This is a genomic window from Sporosarcina sp. P32b (assembly GCF_002743335.1).
Taxonomy (GTDB): domain Bacteria; phylum Bacillota; class Bacilli; order Bacillales_A; family Planococcaceae; genus Sporosarcina.
In genome coordinates this window covers 1-16,678 of sequence record NZ_PDZB01000009.1, presented here as the reverse complement: position 1 = coordinate 16,678, position 16,678 = coordinate 1, and the positions used below count along the sequence as shown (strand labels likewise).

At 38.6% G+C, this 16,678-nt stretch carries 18 protein-coding genes and 1 riboswitch; of the genes, 8 read left to right on the top strand and 10 right to left on the bottom strand.

The window, feature by feature from the left end; genetic code table 11:
- Nucleotides 1-84: 84 nt before the first annotated feature.
- Nucleotides 85-1,467 (bottom strand): NADP-specific glutamate dehydrogenase, encoded by a 1,383-nt coding sequence (gene gdhA, locus CSV64_RS08110; RefSeq protein ID WP_099633005.1) that lies wholly within the window; start codon nucleotides 1,465-1,467, stop codon nucleotides 85-87.
- A 386-nt stretch (nucleotides 1,468-1,853) separates the two neighbouring features.
- On the opposite strand from gdhA, the gene CSV64_RS16730 reads away from it, so the two are divergent.
- Complete coding sequence (locus CSV64_RS16730) at nucleotides 1,854-1,997, top strand: hypothetical protein (protein ID WP_199168332.1); 144 nt, start codon at nucleotides 1,854-1,856, stop codon at nucleotides 1,995-1,997.
- Nucleotides 1,998-2,047: 50 nt separating this feature from the next.
- Here the strand turns inward: CSV64_RS16730 and CSV64_RS08105 are convergent, their stop codons facing one another.
- Complete coding sequence (locus tag CSV64_RS08105; protein WP_099632673.1) at nucleotides 2,048-3,331, bottom strand: LysM peptidoglycan-binding domain-containing protein; 1,284 nt, start codon at nucleotides 3,329-3,331, stop codon at nucleotides 2,048-2,050.
- A gap of 147 nt (nucleotides 3,332-3,478) precedes the next feature.
- On the opposite strand from CSV64_RS08105, the gene CSV64_RS08100 reads away from it, so the two are divergent.
- The gene (locus CSV64_RS08100) at nucleotides 3,479-4,114 is read left to right on the top strand and encodes a spore coat protein (RefSeq protein ID WP_369802890.1); all 636 of its coding nucleotides are present in this window, start codon (nucleotides 3,479-3,481) and stop codon (nucleotides 4,112-4,114) included.
- Nucleotides 4,115-4,216: 102 nt separating this feature from the next.
- Nucleotides 4,217-4,876, top strand: coding sequence for an HAD family hydrolase (locus CSV64_RS08095; protein ID WP_099632672.1), 660 nt, complete (start codon nucleotides 4,217-4,219; stop codon nucleotides 4,874-4,876).
- 40 nt (nucleotides 4,877-4,916) lie between these two features.
- Here the strand turns inward: CSV64_RS08095 and CSV64_RS08090 are convergent, their stop codons facing one another.
- The gene (locus tag CSV64_RS08090) at nucleotides 4,917-5,621 is read right to left on the bottom strand and encodes a YetF domain-containing protein (RefSeq protein WP_369823461.1); all 705 of its coding nucleotides are present in this window, start codon (nucleotides 5,619-5,621) and stop codon (nucleotides 4,917-4,919) included.
- A gap of 66 nt (nucleotides 5,622-5,687) precedes the next feature.
- Complete coding sequence (gene metA / locus CSV64_RS08085) at nucleotides 5,688-6,596, bottom strand: homoserine O-acetyltransferase MetA (protein ID WP_099632671.1); 909 nt, start codon at nucleotides 6,594-6,596, stop codon at nucleotides 5,688-5,690.
- A 93-nt stretch (nucleotides 6,597-6,689) separates the two neighbouring features.
- Nucleotides 6,690-6,796, bottom strand: a riboswitch (SAM riboswitch).
- A gap of 150 nt (nucleotides 6,797-6,946) precedes the next feature.
- On the opposite strand from metA, the gene CSV64_RS08080 reads away from it, so the two are divergent.
- A complete protein-coding gene (locus tag CSV64_RS08080) occupies nucleotides 6,947-7,216 on the top strand; it encodes an AbrB/MazE/SpoVT family DNA-binding domain-containing protein (protein WP_099632670.1) in 270 nt (89 codons plus the stop codon).
- Nucleotides 7,217-7,341: 125 nt separating this feature from the next.
- Here the strand turns inward: CSV64_RS08080 and CSV64_RS08075 are convergent, their stop codons facing one another.
- Nucleotides 7,342-7,656 carry a thioredoxin family protein gene (locus CSV64_RS08075; protein ID WP_099632669.1) on the bottom strand — a complete coding sequence of 105 codons (315 nt, stop codon included), beginning with the start codon at nucleotides 7,654-7,656 and terminating at the stop codon, nucleotides 7,342-7,344.
- A gap of 614 nt (nucleotides 7,657-8,270) precedes the next feature.
- On the opposite strand from CSV64_RS08075, the gene serA reads away from it, so the two are divergent.
- Nucleotides 8,271-9,857 carry a phosphoglycerate dehydrogenase gene (gene serA / locus CSV64_RS08070; RefSeq protein WP_099632668.1) on the top strand — a complete coding sequence of 529 codons (1,587 nt, stop codon included), beginning with the start codon at nucleotides 8,271-8,273 and terminating at the stop codon, nucleotides 9,855-9,857.
- A 36-nt stretch (nucleotides 9,858-9,893) separates the two neighbouring features.
- Here the strand turns inward: serA and CSV64_RS08065 are convergent, their stop codons facing one another.
- Together CSV64_RS08065 and CSV64_RS08060 are read right to left on the bottom strand one after the other, a co-directional pair.
- The gene (locus CSV64_RS08065) at nucleotides 9,894-10,340 is read right to left on the bottom strand and encodes a small multi-drug export protein (RefSeq protein ID WP_099632667.1); all 447 of its coding nucleotides are present in this window, start codon (nucleotides 10,338-10,340) and stop codon (nucleotides 9,894-9,896) included.
- Nucleotides 10,341-10,407: 67 nt separating this feature from the next.
- The gene (locus CSV64_RS08060; RefSeq protein ID WP_099632666.1) at nucleotides 10,408-11,202 is read right to left on the bottom strand and encodes an HAD family hydrolase; all 795 of its coding nucleotides are present in this window, start codon (nucleotides 11,200-11,202) and stop codon (nucleotides 10,408-10,410) included.
- A gap of 177 nt (nucleotides 11,203-11,379) precedes the next feature.
- Between CSV64_RS08060 and thpR the strand changes: the two genes are divergently transcribed.
- The gene (gene thpR / locus CSV64_RS08055) at nucleotides 11,380-11,928 is read left to right on the top strand and encodes an RNA 2',3'-cyclic phosphodiesterase (RefSeq protein ID WP_158232173.1); all 549 of its coding nucleotides are present in this window, start codon (nucleotides 11,380-11,382) and stop codon (nucleotides 11,926-11,928) included.
- Nucleotides 11,929-11,962: 34 nt separating this feature from the next.
- Here the strand turns inward: thpR and CSV64_RS08050 are convergent, their stop codons facing one another.
- Both CSV64_RS08050 and CSV64_RS08045 read right to left on the bottom strand, forming a co-directional pair.
- A complete protein-coding gene (locus tag CSV64_RS08050) occupies nucleotides 11,963-13,342 on the bottom strand; it encodes a methyl-accepting chemotaxis protein (RefSeq protein ID WP_099632664.1) in 1,380 nt (459 codons plus the stop codon).
- A 69-nt stretch (nucleotides 13,343-13,411) separates the two neighbouring features.
- The gene (locus CSV64_RS08045) at nucleotides 13,412-13,651 is read right to left on the bottom strand and encodes an MCP four helix bundle domain-containing protein (RefSeq protein WP_099632663.1); all 240 of its coding nucleotides are present in this window, start codon (nucleotides 13,649-13,651) and stop codon (nucleotides 13,412-13,414) included.
- 540 nt (nucleotides 13,652-14,191) lie between these two features.
- Here CSV64_RS08045 and CSV64_RS08040 point away from each other — a divergent pair.
- Nucleotides 14,192-15,349, top strand: coding sequence for an acyl-CoA dehydrogenase family protein (locus CSV64_RS08040; protein WP_199168330.1), 1,158 nt, complete (start codon nucleotides 14,192-14,194; stop codon nucleotides 15,347-15,349).
- Nucleotides 15,346-15,903, top strand: coding sequence for an SLOG family protein (locus CSV64_RS08035; protein WP_099632661.1), 558 nt, complete (start codon nucleotides 15,346-15,348; stop codon nucleotides 15,901-15,903). Before CSV64_RS08040 ends, CSV64_RS08035 begins: the two co-directional genes overlap by 4 nt.
- A 47-nt stretch (nucleotides 15,904-15,950) precedes the next feature.
- Here the strand turns inward: CSV64_RS08035 and CSV64_RS08030 are convergent, their stop codons facing one another.
- Nucleotides 15,951-16,490 (bottom strand): hydrolase, encoded by a 540-nt coding sequence (locus tag CSV64_RS08030; RefSeq protein ID WP_099632660.1) that lies wholly within the window; start codon nucleotides 16,488-16,490, stop codon nucleotides 15,951-15,953.
- Nucleotides 16,491-16,678: the final 188 nt, after the last annotated feature.

Sequence of the window (16,678 nt, the reverse complement as noted above, 5' to 3'; positions counted from 1 at the left end):
AATAACATATTTCAATTGAAACGCAATAGGAAAGAATAAAAAAACAGACACATTATGTAAAAAAATGTGTCTGCTTTATATCACTTATCGAATTCCGTGTGCCACCATTGCATCAGCTACTCGCAGGAAGCCTGCTACGTTAGCGCCCATTACGAGATTGCCTGGTTTTCCGTAGTCCTCTGCCGCCGTACTGCAATCTTTATAGATATTTTGCATAACTTCTTTCAAATGCATATCTACTTGTTCTGCTGACCATGATAGACGCTGACTGTTCTGAGACATTTCCATAGCGGAAACAGCTACACCGCCAGCATTGGCAGCTTTTGCAGGTGCGAATAATACGTTGTGTTCCTGGAAAATTATAATCGCTTCAATTGTACAAGGCATATTCGCGCCTTCACCAACAGCTTTGACGCCATTTGCGATCAGCATATGCGCTGCAATCTCATCGATTTCATTTTGTGTAGCACACGGAAGTGCAATATCACATGGAATAGACCAAATTTCTGTACAATCTGCATGATATTCTGCATCAAGATGTTCTTTCGTATATTCCCAGATACGTTTATTGCCGTACTCTTTTAGTTGCTTCACTAATTCAAGATCTATTCCGTTCTTATCATAAATATAGCCATCAGAATCACTACACGCGACAACTTTCGCTCCAAGTTGCATAGCTTTTTCCATTGCGTATGTCGATACATTACCTGAACCTGAAACTACAACAGTCTGACCTTCCAATGAAAGTTTGTTTTCTTTCAGCATCTCATCTACGAAATACACTGTACCGTAACCAGTTGCTTCTTTACGACCAAGGCTTCCACCATGGTCAGGATTTTTCCCAGTTAAAATACCTGCTTCATAGCCACCTTTAATCCGGTTGTATTGACCGAATAGATAGCCAATTTCACGTTTACCGACACCAATATCCCCTGCGGGCACATCGATGTCCGGTCCAATATGTCTACTAAGTTCTGTCATGAAGCTTTGCGTAAAGCGCATGACTTCTCGGTCAGACTTACCCTTTGGATCGAAATCAGACCCACCTTTACCAGCCCCGATTGGCTGTCCTGTTAAAGCATTCTTGAAAATCTGCTCGAAAGCGAGGAATTTCATAATACTATTATTTACAGATGGGTGGAAACGAAGTCCTCCCTTATAAGGTCCGAGATCACTATTGAACTGAACGCGGAAACCTCTGTTTACTTGCACCTTACCTTTATCATCTTCCCACGCTACGCGGAAGGAAATGATTCTTTCTGGCTCTGTAATACGCTCTAGTATTCCATTTTCCATAAATTCGGGATGCTTTGCAAAGACCGGACGAAGAGAATCAAAAATCTCTCTTGTCGCTTGTAGAAATTCCTTCTCATCTGGATTCCTTTTCTTTACCAATTCGTATACATTATGAACGTAATCATTTGCTCGTTTACGATTATTATATTCTACCTCACCAATCTTCGTCATCTGCAATCATCCCTTTCCTTAGTTGTTCATTAAAAACTGTCGACTGACCAGTCGCTCATTTACTCAGTGGCTATGATTTTAAAAATACTTAACTTATATGATTAAAGAGTAAATTCTACTAGATAAATTGAATTTTAATTGTTCAAAATATTTCTTTGTATTCCAATATTATCACTGAAAAGATAGCAAGTTACAAGATTTTTTTAGAATATCTCTATTTTGACTTAACTTTTGTGTCAATTTTATGTACTATATTAAACTTTATCATTTACATTCGACTGAATTCAGAGTATTATTAAACTATTCAAACAAACTATGTGAAGTCATAAATGTAAGCGCATACACATACTAGTGAGAACAATACGAAAAGAAAGAGGCGAAGCGCCATGACAAAGAAAACAAGTACAATTCGATCATTCCTGGGAGCGAACCTACTCCTCATCATGACTTTTGCTTTCCTACCTGCTTTACTCGTAAATCCAGATATGGATATGTTCCAAAGTGCTATGAAATTATTAAATAACGAGTGAGAACTCATATGACAGAGCCTTTCCTTTTTCTTAAGGAAAGGCTCCTATAATTATAGCTTGCGAATAGTAAACCGATCTTCTAATAACAACCAATTTTGCGGGAATGCAAGGCCGAGTTTCCAGTACATGATCCCTCGCAACTTGAACTTCTTCAGCAAGTTAAACTTCTCGTTGATGCTTCGTGCATCCTCAAACCACACTGCATGTTCGGTTCCTTGTTCATCATAATACGTATAATGTGGCGCTTGGGCTAATGCATCGTATTCTATAGCGACATTCTGCTCGATTGCCAAATTGGTCGCCATCCGTGGACTTAATGCCCTGGCGGCTTTACTGTCCGATTGACCAAATGGTGCGGTCCAATCATAACCGTATAGATTTTGACCTAAAAAAACTTTTTCATTCGGGATTTGACTTACAGCATATTCCACTACTTTCGTGACTGGACCGATTGGACTCACAGCTTGTGGTGCACTATACGTATATCCCCATTCATACGTCATCAATACAACGAAATCTACAATCTCTCCATGCACTTTATAATCATGGGCACCATAAATACCTGTAGTTACTTCCCCTGCTTTTGGTGCAAGTGCTGTGGAAATCGTCAAGCCAGCTTTATGGATTTGATCGCGCGCATTTCGTAATAATTGATTATATAATTCCCGATCTTCAGGGAATAATAACTCAAAATCGAAGTGAATATCCCCATAACCGATTTCTTTTGCTATTTCAATGGCACTTTGAATCATCTGGTTCTGTGCCGCTTGATTGGTAAAAATCACATGCGCTAAATCTGCACTGAATGAATAATCTTCCAAATTTGTCACAACTAGCATATTTACTACACCTGCGTTTTTTGCGATAGTCGGAATATCAGCGAGTGCCGGTGCTTTGAGCGATCCATCACGTTGTACTTCATAGCTGAACATCGCAAGATACGTTAGACCATCCACACGGTCACGAACTTCTGCCAGCATATCTTGACTGACAGGATTACGCGGTTCTACATATAATAATGAATCAATCAATGTTTTCTCTTCTTGTGGTATATACAAACGCTGACCAATCATTAACCTTCTAGTAGGGTCAATTGCATTAATTTCCGCCAAGCGTGCGACTGTTAAACCGTATTTTTGTGCAATTGTATATAGGCTATCTCCAGGTCGCACCCAGTAATAAGAACCTATTATTGGAATGACAAGCGCTTGTCCTACAGCTAATCGTATATCACTTTCTAATTCATTTACTTCGGCTATTTGCTCGTATGGCACACCGTATATGTTACCAATTTTATATAAACTCTCACCTTGCGAAACTACATGAATCTGCATGTATCTCCACTACCCTTCTTGAGTTCTATCCTTATGATATGTTAGTGCGTTACGAACTATGCATGAGTGGTGAATGTCATTTCATATGTATAAAATTTCGATGACTCCACATAATACTCTCGATGCACATGACTCTTAAAGGAGGAAATATATTTGACAAATCAATTCGAAACATCTCAAAACATGCAAGGCGGAGCGGTTCCCCCATCGATGAATCACGGTGGACATGAGTTATTTGATGTCAAAGAGGTTTTAAGCGCTACTCTTGGAGCATTGAACCAAGCGATGATTTTACGTCCACATGTCCAAGATCCAGAACTTCTCGATATTCTTGATCGACAATACCGATTCACGCTGGATGAGTACAATATCCTTGTCGAAAGTTTTAAGACTGGAAAAGACCCTTCACATCCTACACAGCGCTATCAAATGAAAGCAGGCAGCGATTTCATTTACGGGATGAAAGAAAAAGCACCGTCTAAACCTATTCAATCTACAGGTGAAATCAATGATGAAATCATCTCCGGCTTTTTGCTAGGCGCTACAAAAGAAGGCGCTACAGGCAAAACCGCTGCTTCATTAGAAGTATGTAATCCAGTCGTCCGCCGTGTACTTGCAGATTCTGTGCCCAACTGTATAGAGATGGCATACGAATTGTCCATTTACCAAAACAAGCATCAGTATTATCAAGTTCCACAATTAAATGATCAGGATATGAATATGTTGCTTAATTCTTTTGCATCTTTTCAAGGTCAACCGGGTATGCCGAATAACCTTCAATAAGTTAACGATTCAAGCAGATGGAGTTTTTCTCCATCTGCTTTTTGCTTTTACACTCGTTATATTTGTATACTATGTAGAAGAATACAATAGAGGAGTGTCTATATGAAAGTTGCGATCTTTGATTTTGATGGTACGTTGTACACTAAAGAAACCTTTAAATTACTCATGGAACAATTAAAGAATCATCCTACGTACAAGCAGCATTATAGAAAGTTCTATCGTTCGATATTACCACTTTACATTCGCTATAAATTAAAGATACTGCCTGAATCTGTTATGAAAGAGCGCTCGATGCACATTTATCTTAAAGCCTTAGACTCATTGACGATAACGGAACTTCAAGAGTTTTTTAAAAGCATGCATACCGTAATGTTGCCGGACTTCAATGAACAAGTCATTAATCGACTGGCAAAGCATCGTAGTGACGGATACCATGTCTTGCTCGTTTCTGGAGCCTACACTCCTTTCTTAAAAGCAGTTACAAGTCACCTGACATTTGATCAAATTATTGGCACAGATATCCCTTCAAATGGCGAACAACTCGCTATGGATCAGCCCTTATTACATATTCAAGGTACACGTAAAAATGAACAAATTTACCAAGCACTACATGGAGAAACTATCGACTGGGTCAATAGCTATGCCTATGGAGACAGCATTTCCGACCTTCCAGTCTTAGAGAAAGTTGGCTTCCCTGTGGCAGTTCGTCCAGATGAAAAACTTACTGCTGTGGCCAAACAAAGAAATTGGGAAATATTATAAAAAAACGCGAAGAGCTCTGATAGTTTCAGAGCTCTTCACGTTAAGTGGATTTTAATGTATTAATATATAAACTACCATCTGTCTGAATTTCTGCATAGAGAACATGCTCAGGCTTAGAAATCCCCTGCTTTTTTAATTGTTCTGTTAGCCACGTATCGGTCAATTGAAGTTCCCGCATATTCTTTTCTTCTACTTTCCCGTTAGTAATGATTTCAGTTGGAATATATTTTGGCGGTGGTGATGGGGCTTTGACATCTTTCTTTGTCGCATACTTCTCGCCTGCATTTAGCATGACACTCAAATTACCATTCGTTTCGAATATCGCGTAATTTACATCCTTCATTGAAAATACCGACTGCTCTCGTAACATCATATTTAGATCATTGAAACTTAACCGTAATTTACGCATGGAACCTTCTAGAATTTTTCCATTCTGAATGACAATCATTGGTTTATCATCAAGTAATACGCGAAGCTTGATGGATTTGAATGATAAAAAGTTAGCAATGATCGTTAACACTGCCCATAAAACCATTCCATACAAACCATTTAAGAAAGGTGTTTCCGACTCTCCTGCCAAGTTGGCTGCAATCGAACCGATTGTAATACCTGTCACATAATGAAAGAAAGTCAATTGAGACACTTGTTTCTTCCCCATGAAACGCGCCAAGATTAACAGTACAATAAATGAAATCACCGTTCGTAAAGTCATTTCCCAAAAAGCCAATTCCCAAAATTCATCTATGTTCACTGCATACACCTCCAGTATTCGGAGTATGTGCAAATTATAGCAATTTATACAGCAATTCTTTTAACTCCAGTTATAAGGTGTTTTCTGGTAGACATAGTAATTGAGCCAATTGGAAAATAATAAATGCGTGTGGGAACGCCATGTATTCATAGGTTCTTTTGATGGATCATCATTTGGATAATAATTTACAGGAATATCAATATCGGCACCTTTTTCTACATCTCGAGAATATTCATCTCCCAACGTGTGTGCATCGTACTCTAAATGTCCAGTTACCATAATATGCTTTGCATCATTTGAGATCACGATGAATGCACCTGCCTCTTCAGAAGATGAGAGAAGAGTCAAATCGGGATGATTCTTTATCTCTTCTAATGAAACACCCGTATGGCGTGAGTGTGGCGCTACAAATACATCATTGAATCCGCGTGCCAAATTCACTGTCGGATCGGTAATGTCATGTGAAAATACTCCAAAACACTTCTTTGTCAATTCGAACTTATCAATTCCGTAATGATGATAAAGCGCTGCTTGAGCACCCCAGCAAATATGCAGAACAGATGTAACATTCGTTTTTGTCCATTCCATGATTTCTTCTAACTCTTGCCAATAGACTACATCTTCAAATTGTAGAAGCTCAATTGGGGCACCTGTAATAATCATACCGTCAAAACGACGATTTTTGACATGTTCAAAAGTAGTATAGAAGGTTTCTAGATGGGTCTGACTGACGTTTTTCGAAACATAGGTAGCTGTATTAAGGAACGTGACATTTACTTGTAAAGGTGTATTGCCAAGCAATCGAAGCAATTGTAACTCCGTCTTCTCTTTTTCAGGCATTAAGTTCAAAATCAATATGTTAATTGGACGGATATCCTGTGTGATCGCACGTTCTTCATCCATAATAAAGATTTTTTCTTCTTTCAGTAATTCTCCTGCTGGTAGATGTTTTGGTATGTTAATCGGCATGCCATTTCCCCCTTGACGTTCTTTTATTACTATTTCTATACAAAAAAGCCCTCAATTCTCTTAGATAAGAAAATGAGGGTTGACCGTTCATCGTTCTTATCTCTCAAGACAACAATCTTGTTGGAGGTAGCACCTTCCTGTATGCACAGAGGTTGCTGAAGCTTCATCAGGCCAAATCCCTCAGCTTCTCTTGATAAGAAATATTTAATTACTGACTATTATAGCATTAATAATTTAATTGTATAGCAGAATTATCAAATTGTTCTGCGCATTCAAGTTTTGTAAATTGTAGATAGTATTTTTTGGTGTATAATAGAAAATACCAATTACTTTTCTTCGAGGAGGAGCTTATGAAGTCTTTAGGTATTGTTCGAAAAGTTGATCATCTCGGGAGGATTGTCATTCCAAAAGAACTTCGAAATTCTTTGTCGATCGATAAGGGTGATCCGATTGAAATTTTCGTAGAAGATGATAGAATCATTTTGAGAAAATATCAGGTTAACAGAGCGTGTTTTATCACCGGTGATGTGATGGATGAAAACAAACAATTGTCAAACGGTCTATACATCAGTCCACAAGGCGCAAAAATCCTTATAGAGCAACTGAAAGATTTCACATAACATAAGACTTAAAAGCTTATGCTAGAATATCTTTTTATAAAAAAGAGAACTGAAACCAACTTTTACAGTTGTCTTCAGTTCTCTTGTTAAATTGCTCCAATATTCCCTCATGGAGAATTAATGCGTTACGTTAGACTATTAATAAACTCTTCGATCTCTTCTTTAGTTTTATGGTTTTTACTAACGAAACGGCCTGTTTCTGTTCCTTCGCTGAATGCCACGAAACTAGGAATACCGAATATATCCAACTGACTACAAAGATCTATAAATTCATCTCGATCAATCGAAACAAATTCATACTCTGCAAATTCTTTTTCTAGTGTCGGTAAGAATGGTTCTATCACTCTGCAATCGGGACACCAGTCTGCAGTGAATAAGAAAATCACTCTTTCTTGTTGTTTAAGTTGCTCAAATTGCTCTAGAGATTCTAATTTTCTCAATTTCCAACACTCCTCTAACTGAATAGTATAAGCTCACTATAACACTCTTACCTGCACTTTTCCCCTTCAGACGACTTAGGCTATTTCCTACCACTTAGTTCAATTCAAGTTGTTTTTTTATAATTAACCGCCCAAACACGAACGTTCACAAATAATTCAATAACTACGTTCGCGTTTGACAGTTTTTCGTTTTTTCTGGAAAAGCAATTGACAATAGTTTTTGACGTGTTATGATTAATTCTAAATTAATAGTTGTTAAACAATTTTGACGAAGAGATACCTTCCTAAAAAGAATTTTCCAGAGAGCTGACGCAGTGGTGAAAGTTAGCAAATTCCGCGGTTGGGGGCACTTCCGAATTGATTAGCTGAACATCTAGTAGGCTGATCCGTCACGTGCACGTTACGCATGCTGAATGAAGGCTGCAATTGCAGCGAAACAAGGGTGGTACCGCGTTAGTTTATCGAGCTTTTCGCCCCTTACTTATACGTAAGGGATGGAAGGCTTTTTTATTTTACCTTTAAGGGGGGTAGCACGAAACATACATATACGGTCAATTGCTTCACATTTTTCCAAACAAAAACACTACAAACAATCGAAGGAGAGAATGAATATTATGGCTTTTAAAATACTTATTAGTGACCCACTTAGCGAGGATGGAATTTTCCCATTACGACAAGCAGTAGGATTTGAAATTGTAATGGAAACTGACATGACACCCGATCAGTTGAAAGTACGTATCAAAGATTTCGATGCACTATTAGTTCGTAGTCAGACGACAGTTACAAAAGAATTGCTCGAAGCAGCTGATCAATTAAAGATTATCGGTCGCGCAGGTGTAGGTGTTGATAATATTGATTTGGACGCAGCTACCGAAAAAGGAATTATTGTTGTGAATGCTCCTGACGGTAACACAAACTCTGCAGCTGAGCACACAGTCGCAATGATGATGTCTATGGCACGCAAAATCCCTCAAGCTTTCAACTCGTTGAAGAACAATAAATGGGATAGAAAGTCATTCCTTGGTGTAGAATTGAAAGACAAAACTTTGGGAATCATCGGGCTTGGCCGTATCGGTGCTGAAGTTGCAAGACGGGCAAGAGGACAACGTATGAACGTAGTGGCATATGACCCGTACCTAACGGAAGATGTTGCAAAGAAATTAGGTATTGAAATTGGAACAGTTGATGAAGTGCTTAAAGTAGCGGACTTCATTACAGTTCACACACCTTTACTAAAAGAAACGCGTAGAATGATCAATAAAGAGGCATTCGAGAAAATGAAAGACGGCGTACAAATTATCAACTGTGCACGCGGTGGAATCATTGATGAAGATGCACTTTACGATGCAATCGTTGCCGGTAAAGTAGCGGGTGCAGCATTGGACGTATTCGAAGAAGAGCCATTCCTTGACCACAAATTATTAACTTTACCAGAAGTAATTGCGACTCCACACTTAGGAGCGAGTACATTCGAAGCACAGGAATCAGTAGCAGTCGACGTAAGCCGTGATGTAGTGAACTTCTTGACAATCGGATCTGTTCGTAACCCAGTAAACTTGCCGTCTGTTTCTCGTGATGTGTTGGCAAAAATCGAGCCTTTCTTCGATCTGACAGAGAAATTGGGTATGTTCTTATCACAAATCCAAAACTCGGTTATCCATGAAATCAATATTCAATATGCTGGTGAATTGGCAAACTACGATGTACGCGCATTAACGCGTAACACAGTCAAAGGTATTTTGAAGCGTAATCTTGGAGAAACTGTCAATGATGTAAACGCGAAGTTATTAGCCGATCGTTATGGCATCAAAGTGAACGAGCAAAAGACAACTACTGGAAAAGGTTTCTTGAACTTGATCACAGTAGAAATTGTTACTGAAAAAGGTATTCGCAAAGTAGCGGGTACACTACTAAACGGGCTTGGCGCACGTATTGTAAAAGTAGACGATTATGTAGTAGATGTGATTCCAAGCGGTCATTTATTATTTATCCGCCACATGGACCAACCAGGAGCAATCGGTCGTGTAGGTACACTTCTAGCAGAAGAGAATATCAACATTGCAGCGATGCAGGTTGGACGTTCCACTGAAGGCGGATATGCTATTATGATGCTAGCTGTTGATAACCACGTCGAATCAGCTTCTATCAAGCGTATTAAAGAAGTTCAAAATATAAATGATGCAAAAGCAATCGATTTATAAGAATATAAAAATCCAGCTGATATTCAGCTGGATTTTTTATGTACGATCAACGAAGTAATCAAACCCCATAGCAGTCAGTATTCCGAACACTAAACACCATAGTGCAATGCTTACCGCCGACCAAATTGCGGTATTCATTTTTTTCGCACCTAATACTAGACCAATAAAAGCCGCGATATGTGTTCCAATTAATATTGGTCCCGCAAGTGCTAAAACCGGTAATCCATAGGTGTTCATAATTTGTTCTGCACGTTGTTGGCGTTTCGACTGGCTTTTCCCCTTCTTTTGTTTTCTACGTGCCATCCATTCTTTAATATGTTGGAAACCAACAATCAAAAGAAGAACAGTTGCCATATTGCCCGCAAATGAAAGAATGATCACCCACATAGGTGATAGACCTCGAATAATCCCTAACGGAACGACAATCATGATTTCAATCCACGGTATAGCCGCTCCAAAAAACACCAAGAAATAGCTTAACATGATTTACCTCCTTACTGTACGAACAATTAAAAATAAGTATAACAGAATCAAAACCGATGAGATGATCTCATCGGTTTTCTAATGTGGTAAGTATAGAAAATAAACCATGTAAGTTGTCAATTTCATACGTAGGTTTCACTTCATCATTGGGAAGCTTATTTTCACGATTAATCCAGACATTACGCATACCCACACGACTTGAACCTAAAATGTCTGTCATCAAGTTATCACCAATCATTAGCGCTTCATCTGCTTGGATCCCACTTAAATCAAGAACATGCTTGAATATAGAAGCATCAGGCTTTCCTTTACCGAATGCCCCAGAAACGATAATATGATCAAAGTAACCAGGTATCTCAGGTGAGATTGTTAGTTTAATCTGTTGTAAACTTGGCGACCCATTTGTCAATAAAATTAACTGGTAGGTCCCTTTCAATTTATCCAACACTTCAAACGTCTCTTCGTATATATATGGATTATTCTTGCGCTCTTTTGGAAATACATCAGCTAATTCCCAACCAAACGCTTCATCATCAATGCCTAATTTCTTCAATCCATTGACCCAAGCTTTCTTTTGATAGCCAGGAACAATTTCTTTCATTTTCTGAAATTCTTCCCCCTCATCGTCAAAAACACCCCAGAGTCCTTCAAAGGGATTAATTCCGATATTTTGAGTATGTGGAAATATCTCATATGTAGCATACAAGTCTCTTGCTTCCTGGCGTACCGCACGCTCAAGTTCTACTGGATTGACTCCTGTTTTCTTCGTCGCATACTCACATGTTTTTTGAAAAGCCATAGAAATACTCTTGGCGTCCCAGATCAATGTATCATCCAGATCAAAAATCAAGGTTTTAATCATCGTGACAGCCCCTTTGCAATTGTAATAATTCAGTTATCTCCTTCTCTTATTATACACATTACTTACATGATTTGTTAGTACGTTCCCTAAACCAAAGGCTATACACAGATTTTTTTGTGCTAGTATGCATACATTTTGGAGAGTAAGGGAACCTACTGAATAGGAGGTGAGCTGGAATTGGTACAACATTATTTTATCGGCATCTCTATTGCTCATCCTGTCGATGACATAGCCCAGCAATTTCGAAAAGAATATCAATTGAATGAGAAATACAGAAACATTCCACATGCTAAGGACTTGCATATGACCATGCGCTATATCGGAGAGCTTGATGACGACAAAATTCCTTGGCTAAAATCCAATCTACAGAAAATCGCTAATTCGCATACAGAATTCATAGTGTATTTACAAGGCTTATCATTTTTCGGATCCGCAAGTGGACCACGTGTCGTTTTTCTAGCGGTTCAGGCTTCCGAGACATTATACGAATTACAAAGGCAAATCGCCAGGCGTACAGAAAAGATACTTGAGTTAGAAAAAGATACTCGTTTCGTTCCACACATTACGATAGCTAAAAAGCGCAAGACTACAGATAAATTGCAATTAGAAAAAAAGTCTATAGAACCTGTCCCCCTTATAATAGAAGGTTTTACTTTATTTAAGATTCATCCCAAAGCAAGCCCCTCGTATGAAGCCCTCGCTTATTTCCCATTAAAAAGGAGTTGATTGCAAACTACGCAATCAACTCCTTACTGTGTTATTACACTTTAAATCGTGACATGTCATTTTGAAGTTGTTCTGCAAGTTCTGCCAATGTTTGTAAACTAGATGTAATTTCTTCATTAGCCGCTAACTGTTCTTCTGTTGCAGCACTAGTGGATTGAGCCTCCGCCGCGGCTTGGATTGCCAATTCTTCCACTCGTTTAGCTCCATCTGTTACTTCATCTGTCATCGCGCGAATCTCCTCGATTGCCGCTGATACTGTAGATACTTTTTCACTGACATCTGATGTTGCATGCTCTATATCCATGAAGATGGCATTTGTTTTCTCTGTTGAGAATAAACCTTCTGCCACACGTTTTCTACCTTCATCCGTACTCATTACTACTGTTTCTACATCATGAATAATCGTATCAATCATTCGACCAATTTCTTGTGTAGATTGCTTGGATTGTTCCGCCAAATTCCGTACTTCTTCAGCTACGACAGCAAAACCTTTACCGTGTTCTCCTGCGCGCGCTGCTTCAATCGCTGCATTAAGTGCAAGTAAATTAGTTTGTTCGGCAATTGCTGCAATCATTGATGTAACGCCACGGATACTCTCAGTATGTTTGGACATTTTATTGATGGTTTCCATGGAGTCATCAATCGTCTCGCTGATATTGGTCATTTGTTCGGTCGTTTCTCCCATTAAAGCAGAACCTTCCTTCACCAATCGTGCCACGTCTTCTGCTGAATTCAACATCTCTTCATTATCCTGTGTAATAACATCAATGGCTGTTATCATCTCTTCCATGGATACAGTAGATTGATTGACAATATTGGCTTGCATGTCACTCGTCTGTAGGTTTTTTTCCGAGATTTCTGCTACCATTTCAGAAGCTGCCAAACTTTCTTCTGCACTGGCAGACAATTGTTCCGACTGTGCCGCTAAATGCAAAGCGGAATTTTTCGCTCGATCGATAATGCCTCGTAAATCAGCAACCATTTCATTTAGCGTAATTGACATATCGCCAATTTCGTCATTATTTTTGATTTTCACTTCTTCTATAGCAAAGTTTCCTGCCGATACTTCAGCCAGCGCGTGTGTCATTCTGCCTACCGGACGACTAATCAAACGATTGATGATCGTCGTGATTACTACACTTCCAATGATTCCTAATACAATTAAGATAACCATTAGCATATTAGCGCTTTTAGTATAGCTCGCCACTTCTTTTTCCAATTCTTCTTGCTGTTGTCTCTGATAATTCGTCATTTTATTGATATTATCAGAAATCGTTTGTTGATAACTTGCTCCATTCGTTCCAATCACAAGCGCTTGATCATCTTTTCCTGCACGTTTCTCTTCTATTATAGAAAGTAGTACTTTATCGTATTCTACACTCGCTTCCCGAATAGATACCAATGCAGTCTGCATAGTGTTGTTACTAAGGATTTTCTCCAATTCAGTTAAGCGGTCTTCTATACGTAATTGAGTTTCTTCTAATTATTTTATGTAAGATTCTGAACCATATAACATAAATCCTCTGATATCTTTCGCTAAATTATTTTGATCGCTTTGTTGTTGCTCTAGCAATATAACTTTATGCATTCGATCGTTAATTAAAAATGAATACTTTTCGTTAACACTCTTCAATGCTAGGAACCCTATTGAACCGATAATAATGATAATAATGACCAGACTCATAAATCCAATCCATAACTTTTTTCCTACTGTGAACTTCATATTCTACATTCTCCCTTATTCAATTATCAATATATGCATGTATTTGGTATGCACTTCCAATTATACTCCACACTATTCATATTCGTACAGGTATATTTAGCGTTTCTATTAAAATAAAGTATTATATATATAGGTTTAATGAATCACATACGTATTCCCAGTTATAGTTATTTGGTTATACTTAATATTTAAGTAAGCACAATTAATATATCTTTATACACTACAAATACAATAAGTAAATCTGAGGATATACTGATCAAAGCTAAAATTGACTTTAAATAGTCTATAAATGAATTTCAACTTGTGTTAAACATTATCGTTGTTACTAAGAATCTTTTTACAATTCTCTTAAATATTCAGTAAAAACCCGCATAGTATGACATAAATTTTTTTCTTTCGTCAGAATGGTATTTTTTTCGCTTTTCTAGTATACTAGAATATCATGACCCTTGAGAGATGTACTCAAGGTAATTTTGCATTTCTACATAAATTCACAGTAAATCAGTAGTATAAGAATGAAGTGGTTAGGATGTGTTACTCGTGTCAACAGAACTTTTTATCACAACGGACTTTCAACGCCGATGGGTCAATGAATTGACTGAGGCAGGTCCGTTTTTCAGCAGCTTTTCAGAACGATCGGATGAGCTCTCAAAATTCCCATTAGAGAATATAGAAAAGCTTATCAATATGGGCTATACGACACTAACTCTACCTAAAGAGTTCGGGGGTGCGGGTACCACAGTAACGGACATGGTGCTCTTCCAGGAGACTATTGCTCGTTTCGATAGTGCTACCGCTCTTGCCATTGGTTGGCATCAAGGAGTCGTTGGGGAACTGTATGAGAATCGTAAGTGGACGGAAGAACAATTAGCTCAGTTCAGTGAGGCAATTCAGCAAGGTGCCCTTGTGAATCGCTCCGTCACTGAAGCGCAAACCGGTAGCCCTACACGTGGTGGCCGACCACAAACAACAGCTGTACGCACTAATAACGGATGGATGATTTCAGGCGAAAAGACATTTACGACTATGGCACCTGCCCTTACCCATATCCTCGTGTCTGTTTGGATTGAAGAAAAACAAAAAACAGGTTTTTTCTTGTTACCAAGTGATACAGCGGGACTTTCCATCAGAGATACTTGGCATATGATTTCCATGCGCGGTACAGAAAGTCAGACACTTGTACTAGATCAAGTGGTAGCAACGGATGATCAGTTAGTCGAAGTAAATGAAGCACCACGTGGCAACAACCAAAACGGCTGGCTTCTTCATATTCCCGCATGTTACATGGGAATTGCCCAAGCGGCACGTGATTACGCGGTACACTTTGCATCAACTTATCAGCCAAACAGCCTCAATGAACCTATTGCTTCCCTTTTCAGTATTCAAACACAAATCGGGAAGATGGATTTAGAGCTGATTAAAGCACGTCATTTACTTTATGATATCGCGAGAATTTACGATGATCCTGCTCGTCGAGTTCATTTACAAAATGAACTTGGCGTAGCTAAATCCATTGTAACGAATAGTGCGATAGAAATTGTTAACTTAGCAATGAGGATTGTAGGCGCAAAAAGTTTGGAAATGTCGAATCCCCTTCAACGATATTATCGTGATGTGCGGGCTGGTCTTCACAATCCGCCGATGGATGACATGACGATTACAAAGCTGGCGCAGGCAGCAATTAGTGGGCAACAATGATTAAACGTCTACTCGTGAGCGGTTATAAAGCCCATGAATTAGGTATTTTCAATGAAGACCATAAAGGTATTCCTATCATCAAAAAAGCGTTAACAGATCAATTGCTATCTCTTCTAGACCAAGGACTCGAATGGGTTATAGTCAGTGGACAGCTTGGAGTGGAAACGTGGATTATTGAATGTGTGTGGGAGTTGCAAGAAGACTACCCGAATTTACAATACGCAGTCATTACACCATTTCTTGATCAACAGTCGAAATGGAATGAAATAAAGCAAGAAACATATGAACAAATCATATCACTTGCAGATTATTCAGTGAGCCTGACCAACAAACCGTATGAAGCACCTTGGCAGTTTGTAGAGAAGAATAAGTTTCTACTTCGAAATTCGGATGCTTTATTACTTCTATATGATGAAGAAAATGAAGGTTCACCGAAATTCCTTAAAAAAATGGCGGTACAATTAGCCGAGACAACCAACTATGAGTTATTGTCTATAACCGCTGATGATTTACAACTCATCGCGGAAGATTTACAGCGAGAACAATGGGAATAATAAAAAGCGAAATGCCAAAACTGGCATTTCGCTTTTTCTATTTGAATTTACTTAATTACCTTTAAAACTTGCTTAAATTCATCTGTCCCTGCCTTGCCAAGCAACTCATACAAAGCTGTTTCCACACACGTACCTGAGACACCAAGATGTTTCATCTTTTGCAAGCCAATCATTTTATTAGCTTCTGTTCTGGAAGTGACTGCATCTACTACTACTTCTACTTCATAGCCACGCTTCACAAGATCAGCCGCTGTCATGTAAACGCAAATATGCGTTTCAATTCCCGCAATTAATACTTGCTTTCTTCCCAGCTTCTCCAGTTGATTAACAAATTCTTCATTGCCCATTGCGCTGAATGTCATTTTTGCAATCGGTTGCTGGCCTTCAAGCAAGTTCGATAACGTTTCAGTAGTCGGCCCTAGACCATCAGGGTATTGTTCTAGCCATAGAATCGGCACATCCAATACTTGTAATCCTTTAATCAGTTTTTCCAGGTTATCATGCAATTCCTTACTTTCATTGACGATTTGTGCGAGCTTTCCTTGAACATCTACTAGTACGAAAACCGTTTGATTTGTTTGCAACACGTTTTATTCAACCCCCTTTTCTACATTCCTGCTAGTATAGCATGTTTGCAGATTTATTAGAAAACATCCATCTCTGTTTAGTTACGTAAAAAACCGGTTCTAAATCAAATGTTGGGGTGGAGTGAATTTAAATCCACCCCTCAACCTAAATGAACGCCAATTTCTTTATACTGTATGTTTAATAAAAT

Bases quoted from the DNA above. Each gene is read 5' to 3' on its own strand.
- serA (WP_099632668.1), top strand. From the start codon at position 8,271: ATGGCTTTTAAAATACTTATTAGTGACCCACTTAGCGAGGATGGAATT.
- CSV64_RS08045 (WP_099632663.1), bottom strand. From the start codon at position 13,651: ATGAAGTTCACAGTAGGAAAAAAGTTATGGATTGGATTTATGAGTCTG.
- CSV64_RS08065 (WP_099632667.1), bottom strand. From the start codon at position 10,340: ATGTTAAGCTATTTCTTGGTGTTTTTTGGAGCGGCTATACCGTGGATT.
- CSV64_RS08050 (WP_099632664.1), bottom strand. From the start codon at position 13,342: ATGCAGACTGCATTGGTATCTATTCGGGAAGCGAGTGTAGAATACGAT.
- metA (WP_099632671.1), bottom strand. From the start codon at position 6,596: ATGCCGATTAACATACCAAAACATCTACCAGCAGGAGAATTACTGAAA.
- CSV64_RS08095 (WP_099632672.1), top strand. From the start codon at position 4,217: ATGAAAGTTGCGATCTTTGATTTTGATGGTACGTTGTACACTAAAGAA.
- CSV64_RS16730 (WP_199168332.1), top strand. From the start codon at position 1,854: ATGACAAAGAAAACAAGTACAATTCGATCATTCCTGGGAGCGAACCTA.
- gdhA (WP_099633005.1), bottom strand. From the start codon at position 1,467: ATGACGAAGATTGGTGAGGTAGAATATAATAATCGTAAACGAGCAAAT.
- CSV64_RS08035 (WP_099632661.1), top strand. From the start codon at position 15,346: ATGATTAAACGTCTACTCGTGAGCGGTTATAAAGCCCATGAATTAGGT.
- CSV64_RS08080 (WP_099632670.1), top strand. From the start codon at position 6,947: ATGAAGTCTTTAGGTATTGTTCGAAAAGTTGATCATCTCGGGAGGATT.
- CSV64_RS08105 (WP_099632673.1), bottom strand. From the start codon at position 3,331: ATGCAGATTCATGTAGTTTCGCAAGGTGAGAGTTTATATAAAATTGGT.
- CSV64_RS08060 (WP_099632666.1), bottom strand. From the start codon at position 11,202: ATGATTAAAACCTTGATTTTTGATCTGGATGATACATTGATCTGGGAC.